The 1,065-nt window shown below is 53.1% G+C and carries 1 protein-coding gene and 1 pseudogene; one reads left to right on the top strand and one right to left on the bottom strand.

Going from position 1 to position 1,065, the window contains the following annotated elements; genetic code table 11:
* The first annotated feature begins 249 nt into the window (after positions 1–249).
* Positions 250–783 carry an isochorismatase family protein gene (locus J5224_RS29590; RefSeq protein ID WP_264628635.1) on the top strand — a complete coding sequence of 178 codons (534 nt, stop codon included), beginning with the start codon at positions 250–252 and terminating at the stop codon, positions 781–783.
* A 1-nt stretch (position 784) separates the two neighbouring features.
* On the opposite strand, the pseudogene J5224_RS29585 reads toward J5224_RS29590, so the two are convergent.
* Positions 785–1,065: pseudogene (locus tag J5224_RS29585) on the bottom strand (glutaredoxin); the annotation flags it as partial.

The raw sequence follows: 1,065 nt of genomic DNA, 5'->3' as shown, positions 1-1,065 counted from the left end.
TGACGCTCAGGAGTCCATCGATTTTGCGATTGCGGCCAGCGTTCTGAAATTGACGATTAGCGGTGACTTGAACCTGGTACAGGAATCGGAGATCCGTGGCGTGATGAAAAAAGGCGGGGGCGCAAGCCTCAGTCGTTAAGGGTTTTGCGGCGATTTGCAAACCGCGTAACTTTTTTGCATAAAGCTAATTATGCATCAAGCTAAGGTCGTGTGACAGCCACACAACCTTGGCTTTTTTACGTTGAGGTGATGATGAAAAATAACGTTTTGGTCGTGGTTGATATGCAAGTCGGGGTTTTTGCGGTGCCACGTTACGATAAACAGGGCAAGGCTGCATTGATCAATCAGCTGATTGATGCCGCCGACGCTGTTATTTTCATCCAGCATGCCGAAGGAGAAATGTGCGTTGACGGTGATTTATGGCAAATCATCCCAGAATTACACCAGCCAGCGCATGCGCACTATGTCACTAAAACCGCCTGTGATGCGTTTTGGCATACGACGCTGGATGATCTTTTACAGCGCCTGGGAACCCGCGCCTTTACCGTGTGCGGTTGTGCGACCGATTATTGCGTAGATACCACGATCAAGGTGGGGGCCAGCAAAGGTTATGCGATTACCGTGGTGGCGGATGCCCACACCACGGCGGATCGTACTTATGCCAGCGCCCAGCAGCTCATCGGTCAGCATAATGAAGTGTGGGCGGGGCTCAGCCTGCCGGGCAATCCCGTCACTGTCATGCCTACCCCGGCTATTCTGAGCGCATGGGGTGTGCCGCAGTGAATTAGCGCGCCTGGGCTGTCAGTAAATCAATCTGGGCGGCGGCGGCGACACGATGTAGGTATTCACTCACACGAGGTCCGTAGTGAATGCCTTTTACAATAGTCAGCGATCGCAGGATGGGGAACAGGATAAAGTCCGTGGTTGAGAAGGTCTCGTCCGCAGGGAGTAAGGTTTCCAACTCTGCCAATTTTTGCTCAACGTCGCGAATCAGGGCCGGTGTTTCCGCCAGCAGTGCCTGTAAGTCGCCAAACGCTTTTTCTTCACGCTGCCGGAAAGCCTGAC

Source organism: Candidatus Symbiopectobacterium sp. NZEC135, assembly GCF_025962695.1.
Note: the sequence above shows the minus strand (reverse complement) of the source record. Positions and strands in the feature narration are given on the sequence as shown.

Excerpts from the sequence above, each read along its gene's own strand:
- J5224_RS29590 (WP_264628635.1), top strand. The coding sequence starts at position 250 with ATGATGAAAAATAACGTTTTGGTCGTGGTTGATATGCAAGTCGGGGTT.